The 7,017-nt window shown below is 71.6% G+C and carries 8 protein-coding genes; 1 reads left to right on the top strand and 7 read right to left on the bottom strand.

Features of this window, described 5'->3' with window-relative positions:
• Positions 1-32: 32 nt before the first annotated feature.
• The 7 genes from OOZ19_RS22785 to OOZ19_RS22755 form a co-directional block, all read right to left on the bottom strand.
• Positions 33-326, bottom strand: coding sequence for a hypothetical protein (locus OOZ19_RS22785; protein ID WP_266092188.1), 294 nt, complete (start codon positions 324-326; stop codon positions 33-35).
• Positions 327-539: 213 nt separating this feature from the next.
• Positions 540-812, bottom strand: a complete 273-nt coding sequence (locus tag OOZ19_RS22780; RefSeq protein WP_266092187.1) for a hypothetical protein — start codon at positions 810-812, stop codon at positions 540-542.
• Between the two features lie 197 nt (positions 813-1,009).
• Positions 1,010-1,570 (bottom strand): NADPH-dependent FMN reductase, encoded by a 561-nt coding sequence (ssuE, locus tag OOZ19_RS22775; RefSeq protein ID WP_266092186.1) that lies wholly within the window; start codon positions 1,568-1,570, stop codon positions 1,010-1,012.
• A 301-nt stretch (positions 1,571-1,871) separates the two neighbouring features.
• On the bottom strand, positions 1,872-2,819 hold the full coding sequence (locus tag OOZ19_RS22770; RefSeq protein WP_266092185.1) for an acyl-CoA desaturase: 948 nt from the start codon (positions 2,817-2,819) through the stop codon (positions 1,872-1,874).
• Positions 2,820-2,964: 145 nt separating this feature from the next.
• Positions 2,965-4,092, bottom strand: coding sequence for a J domain-containing protein (locus OOZ19_RS22765; protein WP_266092184.1), 1,128 nt, complete (start codon positions 4,090-4,092; stop codon positions 2,965-2,967).
• A 118-nt stretch (positions 4,093-4,210) separates the two neighbouring features.
• Positions 4,211-5,233, bottom strand: coding sequence for a lysylphosphatidylglycerol synthase transmembrane domain-containing protein (locus OOZ19_RS22760; RefSeq protein WP_266092183.1), 1,023 nt, complete (start codon positions 5,231-5,233; stop codon positions 4,211-4,213).
• A 123-nt stretch (positions 5,234-5,356) separates the two neighbouring features.
• On the bottom strand, positions 5,357-6,616 hold the full coding sequence (locus OOZ19_RS22755; protein WP_266092182.1) for a hypothetical protein: 1,260 nt from the start codon (positions 6,614-6,616) through the stop codon (positions 5,357-5,359).
• Positions 6,617-6,700: 84 nt separating this feature from the next.
• Here OOZ19_RS22755 and OOZ19_RS22750 point away from each other — a divergent pair, with 84 nt between their 5' ends.
• A complete protein-coding gene (locus OOZ19_RS22750; protein WP_266092181.1) occupies positions 6,701-6,883 on the top strand; it encodes a PspC domain-containing protein in 183 nt (60 codons plus the stop codon).
• Positions 6,884-7,017: the final 134 nt, after the last annotated feature.

Raw genomic sequence — 7,017 nt, 5'->3', positions numbered from 1 at the left:
CTCGATCATGCCGAGACCATGCACCGAGTCGATCAAACATCGCCATCAGACACGCCGATCATTCTGAAACGAGCTGTTAGCTTGCCCGATTCCATGTAACCGAGGAGCGCGCTCATGGTCTCCCCCAGCTTGGGGTACAACGATTCGAGCGCATGCGGACGCCAGTCGAAATCCTCCCCCTCACCGAACTTGTCGCGAACCGCGCCCAGTCCGGCCCGGTACGCAGCCTCGGTATGCGGCTCCTGACTGAAGTCATCGGTGCTGAACGGCTCGTACAAGTACTTCGGCGGTGTTCTCCCCGAAACCGCTTTGATCACGTCGGGCAAGGTGACGCTGGTGTGCCGCTCTCCTAGCACGTTGATGCCCGTTCGGGAGAACCGAACCCACTGTTTCCGAAGACATGTTGCCCAGGTAGTCGGTGCTTTCCGCGGCGTGCTGCTCGAACTCGTTCATCGACTCGTACTTGCCCACCACTGATCTTTGACCCATTCGACCATCTTGTCGGTGGTCAGGCCCGGGTCATCTGCCGTGAGCGATTGCTAGTTCACCACTGCGGTCCGCTGAACGGGCAGCGCGGTCGTCGTGCCCCTGCCGACGCGGGCGCCCCGCAACGCGGCGGGACGCGGGTTCGCCCCGGGCGGAGCGGAGGGCTGCGCGCGGTCGGCAAGCAGCTTCGCCACCGCCGCGTTTCCCACCGTCCGCTGCAATTCCAGCAACGCCGGCTCTTCGACGTTCGGCGTCGGGCCATCGTGCGACGGGCGCGGCGGCCTGCGGAACTCCGCTTCGCGTGAATCGCGGGAACGGGCGGGCATCTCGCCTCCTCGGCTGAGCTCATCCGCGGCGGCGGACCACGCCCACCGCGACTCGAACGACCAGCCTTCCCCGCCCGCCGCGTGCCCCGCCAGACCCAACGAACCCCCGTAGCGGGCAACGCGGCTGCCCGTACCGCCCCGCGGAGCCTCCCCGGACGCCCGTCGACCCCGGGCACCGGCGTCCGCAAAGCCTCGACCTACGCCGTGCGGCCCAGGACCGTGCCGTGCGGGACGCCGTCGAGGGCCTTCTCGAACTGCTCCAGGACGTCCAAGAGCGGGCCGGAGCTGTCCTCGTGGATCGTCAGGTCGTCCCCGGTCACCGTCAGGTGCTTGTCGATCAGGAAGAAGCTCTGCACCACGTGCCGCGCGCCCAGCGAGCTCACCACCGGGCGCAGCCCGTAGTCCAGCGCCAGCACGTGCGCCAGGCTGCCGCCGGTGGCCAGCGGCAGCACCGCCTTGCCGCTGAAGCCGAACTGCGGCAGCAGGTCCAGGAACACCTTCAGCAGCCCGGAGTACGCGGCCTTGTAGGTCGGCGTGGCCAGCACGATGCCGTCGGCGCGGTGCACCTGCTGGATCGCCTCGGCGATGGCGGGGGCCTTCGTGTCGGCGCCCAGCAGCGGTTCGGCGGGCAGGGTCCGCAGCCGCAGGTGGCCGGACTGGCGGCCCGCGGCGGTCAGCCTGCGGGCGAGGTGGTCGGCGACGCGTTCGGTCTTCGAAGTCTTCGAAGGGCTGCCGGAGATGACCAGGACGGTGGACACGCGCGTTCTCCTCACGGGGATGTGGCCGATTCGAGCGGAATCAGACCGGGACGCGGCCGAACCACCAGGAAACTCCACAGTGGACGTGCGGGGAGACTCGCTCACCCGCGGCGACGGCACGCGACGACCGGCTCAGCTGCTGGGACGACACCCTTGTGCAACGACACGCAGCAGATCCACGTGACGACGCTTGGTGAACAGGGCCGGAAGCACGAGGCCATCGCAACACCGCCACGAACGGGGTGTCAACGCCTCGGAACGCCGATCCCAACGCGCGGAACCGGGATCGAGCGCCGAGCGCTCAGTCCCCGGCACCCCTACTCAACCGGGCCAGCCTGCGCGGCGTCGGCCACTTCACGTGCGTAGCCCAGCCGAAACGCTCGAACATCCAGATCACCCGCGCCGAGATGTCGATCTGCCCGCGCCGCACGCCGTGGCGCGCGCACGTGGGGTCGGCGTGGTGCAGGTTGTGCCAGGACTCACCCATGCTCAGCAGTGCCAGCGGCCAGAAGTTCGCCGCCTTGTCCCGGCTCTGGAACGGGCGCTCACCGATGATGTGGCAGATCGAGTTCACCGACCACGTCACGTGGTGCAGGAACGCCACCCGCACCAGGCCCGCCCAGAAGAACGCCGTCCACGCGCCCCACCAGGTGCCCGTCACCGCACCGCCCACCACCGCGGGCACCAGCAGCGTCAGCAACGTCAACGGCCCGAACAGACGGTGCACCAGCACGATGTCGCGATCGGCCATCAGGTCCGGCGCGAACCGCTCCCGGTTCGTCAGGTCCCGCTCGAAGAGCCAACCCATGTGCGCGTGCCAGAACCCGCGCGCCAACGCCACCGGCGACGTGCCGAACGCCCACGGCGAATGCGGATCGCCCTCCCGGTCGGAGAACGCGTGGTGCCTGCGGTGATCCGCGACCCAGTGCATCACCGGCCCCTGCACCGACATGCTGCCCGCCACCGCCAGCGCGATCCGCAGCCCGCGCTTCGCGCGGAACGCGCCGTGGGTGAAGTACCGGTGGAAGCCCACCGTCACGCCGAGGATCGTGAGCACGTAGAAGCCGGCGGCGAGCCCCAAGTCCAACCAGCTCAGCCCCCACCCCCACGCCAGCGGCACCGCGGCCAGCAACGCCAGGAACGGCACCAGGATGAACACGTAGACCGACAGCTGCGGGGCCCAGCCACGACGCCCGGTCAACAGCGGCGAGCGCCCCTGCCGGGTCGCGGCGGATTCAGTGGTGACCATCGCGCGGGAACCTCGAATCTGGCGGGGGCTCGGATCGGCTGTGCGCCCCACAATTCAGGTACCCGAGCCGCCAAGCAACGAACCGCACCTCACACCATGGTGAATTTCGCCTGATCAGGGCCGATCGGGCGACGCGGAGCGCGGCTCAGCGCGTCACCACTTGGGCCAGCACCATCGTGAACGCGTCGCGATCGACGGCGGCGGGCTCCTCGGCGAGCCACTCGCCCACCTCTCGGACGAAGCCCTCCGGAGTCAGCGGCTCCACCGGCGCCTCCGCATCGGATTCGCCCACCGTGACCTCGCCCGCCCGGTTCGGGTACAGCAGCAGCACGCCGCGCACCTCGACCTCCGGCAGCAACGCCTCGAACGCCGCCACCCCGTTCGCGAGCCGGGTGGTGCCGCCGCGGAACACGTGGCCGTTGCGCCACACCTCGCCGTCCTCGTCGACCTCGTAATGCCCCGGCAGCCACCGCTTCGACTCGACCAGCACCAGCCTGCGCCCGCACAGCACCGCGTGATCGATGTCGGCGAACACCGAGCCCGGCCAGGCGACCCCGTGGAAGATCCGCACCCCCGGCATCCGGGTCAGGTGATCGGCCAGCAACTCCGCGGAGCGCTGCTTGACAGCCCCGTCCGCGGCGACCTCCTCCTCCGCGGTGCCGCCGAACACTCGGCCCCGGTTCTCGGCCTCGAACAGCCGGTCCGTTCGACGCGCCTCCAGCAGGCGGCGCAGCAGCACCAGCACCACCACCCCGGCGGAGACCAGCATCGCCAGCCACACGCCGAGCAGCACTCCGCTCAGCCCGACCAGCAGCCCCGTCGCCGCCAGCAGCACCCAGCCCCCGGCCAGCGCGAGCGCCGGGGTCCGGTCCGGTGCCGTGACCGGCAGGTACACCACCCGCTCCGCCGGATCGACCTCGTCCCACCAGGGGATGTCGGCCGGGTCCAGGTCCGGTGCGGGCGGGGTGAAGTTCGGATCGTCGCCGAAGTCGCGTCGTTTGCCGGGCCGGTACACCCAGCGCCGCGACGGCGAGCGATCACGTCCGGTCGGCCGCGGGTCCGGCTCCGGCTCGTCCGGCGGATCGTCGTAGTCGGCCCGGCGGACCGGGTCGTTGAGGGTCTCGTAGGCCTGCTGCAACAACCTGAACGTGCCGGCGGTGCCGCCGACGTCCGGGTGCATGGTGCGCGCCAAGGTCCGGTACGCGGACTTGATCTCGGCGCTCGACGCCGACCGGTCCACGCCCAGCAGCTCGTAATAGTCGACCCCGCGCACGAAACTCCGTCCACCATCGGCGATCGGCCAGCCACGACCGCGCGGCCATGATAGTTGTTCCGGGCGTTTCAAGATCAACCAGATGTGACGCGCGGGCCCCGCGACGCCACCGATTGGGCTAACCGGGTGACGCGCGCAGCCGCCACGCGAGCAGCCCGCCCAGCGCCAGCGGCAACCAGAACACGAACACCCGGAACACCAGCACCGCCGCCGCCGACACCCCCACCGGAACCCCGTAGGAGGCCAAGGCAGCCGCCGCACCCACCTCCACGAACCCGATCCCGCCGGGCAGCACGCCGACGATGCCGAACAACGTCGACACCGCGTACGCCACCAGCGCCACCAGCGGCCGGTCCCCCGCCCCCACCGCGATCATCGAAGCCCACAGCACCACCGCGCCGAGCAGATCGATCGCCACCGCGAAGCACACCGCGGGCACCGCCGCCGCTGGCCGGGCGCGGATGGCCGCCACCGCGTCGTAGAACTCGTCCGCCGCCTCCGTACCGCGCGGCTCGTGCCGACGGCGCAACAACCGGTCCCAGCAGCGGCCCGGCAACGTCCACACCCGGCGCAGCACCTCCCGGCTGCGCACCGCCGCCACCAGCGCCACCACCCTGACCAGCAATCCCGCGGAGAACAGCACCGTCGCGACGATCTCGGCGCGCTCCAGCCTGCCGTCCCAGGACACCACCGCCAGCCCCGCGGCGAGCGTCACCACGAAACCCACCTCGGCCGTCTGCGCGGCGGCGAGGTACGCCCCGGTGACCCGCCCCCGCTCGGACCGCCCGGCCGGATCACGCGCTTCCTGCCTGCGGGAGTCGAGGGTGAACGCGGCCAGGCCCGCGACGTTCCCGGACTTCACCGCCAGGTTCAGCGCCATCGACGCCAGCGTGACCGGCAGCAACCTGGCGAACTCGTGGTAACCGCCCGCTCCCGTCACCCGCCGCGCCGCCAGGTGCAGCAGCACCCAGTCCGCGATCCAGATCAGCAGCACCCCCGCGCCCACGGCCAGCCAAGCGGGATCGGCATCGCGCAACGCCCGTCCCGCCGCGGGCAGCTCGTGGCGGTTCGCCCACACCAGCGCGGCGACCGCCGCGACCACCACCAGCGCGGCCACCAACCGGAACCAACGGGACCTCACCCGGCTCAGCGTCGCAGCACCGCCGTCCCGTCGCCGCTCTATCCAGCAGCCACGAAGCGTGATCGAAGTGGCGCTGCGTCCGACTTCCCGGTGAAACCGTTCCTCTCGTCGGGTTCCCCTCGATCAGCGGCGTTGCCGCAGGGAGTCGTAGCGGCGCCGGGCCGTGTCGCGCTGCCGCCGCGCCCTGGTCACCCTCCGCGTCGTGTCGCGCAGCCGCGCGGACAGGTCGTCGAGGCGGGCGCGGAGCTCATCGCGGTCGCGCTCCTGCTCATCGCGTTCCTGCTCGGCCGCGCGCAGCTCGTCCTCGGCCTGCCGCAGCTGTTCGGACGCCTCGTCCACTCCGGAGTCCGCGGTGCTGCCACGGCCGGTACTCGGGCGCGGCGCCCGCTTCGTTCGGCCTGCGGAGTCCGATGTCTTCGCCCGCTCTGTCGTGCGCTCGGAGGCGTCGCGGTCCCAGCGTGCCTTGCGGTCGGTTCCTTCCTGGCGTGCTTTTCGGCCGACGCGTTCCGACTCGGGCTTCCGGGCAGTCCGTTCCGGCCGGGTACGGCGGTCGGTGCGTTCCGGCTGAGATCCGCGGTCGGCGCGTTCCCGCCGGGGCTGCGGCTCGGCCGCGCCGTCCTCCGCGCGTGCGCCTGCCGATGCCTCTTCCGCGGACTCGGCGGCAGGGGTTTCCGCGGTTCGCCGACCACCGCGCCGCTTCCCCCCGGTGCCGCGAGCCGCCCGCTCGGTGTCGTGCGCCCGCGCGGCGCTCCTGCCCCCTTCCCCGTCCGCGTCCGGACGATCCGCCCCGCTTCGCCCCACCCGGGTGTGCGCTCGGCGGCGACCGCCCCGACGTGCCCCGGAGTCGTGCGCGCGACGGCTCGACGCGGCACTGCGCATCGCGGCCACCGAGAGCTCGTCCAACCCGAAACCGCTGTAGGTCAGCGCCCCGCTGAGCGCCCCGGCCCGGACCCGGCGTGCCGACCCCGGTTCCGCGACGGCGGCGGCGAACGTCGACTCCACTTGCCGCCGAGCCTGCTCCCCCAGCCGCTTCCCGGCGCGGGAGGCCACGTCCGCGGCCTGCTCGGTCAAGTCCCGGACCAGTTCCGCGCGCCGCCGATCCAGCCGCCTGATCTCGTCGCCACGCAGGTCGCGTTGCGCCACGCGCAACTCATCGCCCACCTCGACCAGCTCGTCGACCCGGTCCCGCTGCTCGACCGAGACCCGGTTCACCGCCCACGCCGCCGTCGTCGGCTTCCGCAACGCCTTGATCTCCGCCGCGAGCCGGTCGTCGCCCGCGTCGCGCGCCTGCTTCAACCGGCGGTCCCGTTCGGCGACGAAATCCGCCGGATCGCCCTGGTAGAGCTCCCGCAGCACCGCCTCCGACACCTGCTCCCCGGCCATCGGTTCAGCTCAGCACGCTGCGCGTCCACCCGCACCCGAGCCCGCGGAAGCGTAAGCGGCGGCGCGGGCGGGCACCCTGCGGTCATGACGAAAACGCTGCAACGCCCCCGGCGCGGAGCCATGATCGCGGGAGTGTGCGCCGGGATCGCCCACCGCTTCGGCTGGAGCGTCGGCCTGGTCCGCTTCCTGTTCGTGATCTCCTGCGTCCTGCCCGGGCCGCAGTTCCTGATCTACCTCGCGCTGTGGATCGTGATGCCGAAGCAGTGAGGGGCGCCGTGACCTGCCATGGAACGCGAAAAACCCGCTGACTCTGCAGTCAGCGGGTCTTTCCACACGGGCGGCCGAGGCGACGTAGCCGCCCCTCCCTTGTGGCCACCCGGCACAGCCGTGCCCGGTCTTGA

Source organism: Saccharopolyspora sp. NFXS83 (genome assembly GCF_026241095.1).
Classification (GTDB): Bacteria; Actinomycetota; Actinomycetes; order Mycobacteriales; family Pseudonocardiaceae; genus Saccharopolyspora_C.
Note: the sequence above shows the minus strand (reverse complement) of the source record. Positions and strands in the feature narration are given on the sequence as shown.

Bases quoted from the DNA above. Each gene is read 5' to 3' on its own strand.
- OOZ19_RS22780 (WP_266092187.1), bottom strand. From the start codon at position 812: ATGCCCGCCCGTTCCCGCGATTCACGCGAAGCGGAGTTCCGCAGGCCG.
- OOZ19_RS22755 (WP_266092182.1), bottom strand. From the start codon at position 6,616: ATGGCCGGGGAGCAGGTGTCGGAGGCGGTGCTGCGGGAGCTCTACCAG.
- OOZ19_RS22770 (WP_266092185.1), bottom strand. From the start codon at position 2,819: ATGGTCACCACTGAATCCGCCGCGACCCGGCAGGGGCGCTCGCCGCTG.
- OOZ19_RS22750 (WP_266092181.1), top strand. From the start codon at position 6,701: ATGACGAAAACGCTGCAACGCCCCCGGCGCGGAGCCATGATCGCGGGA.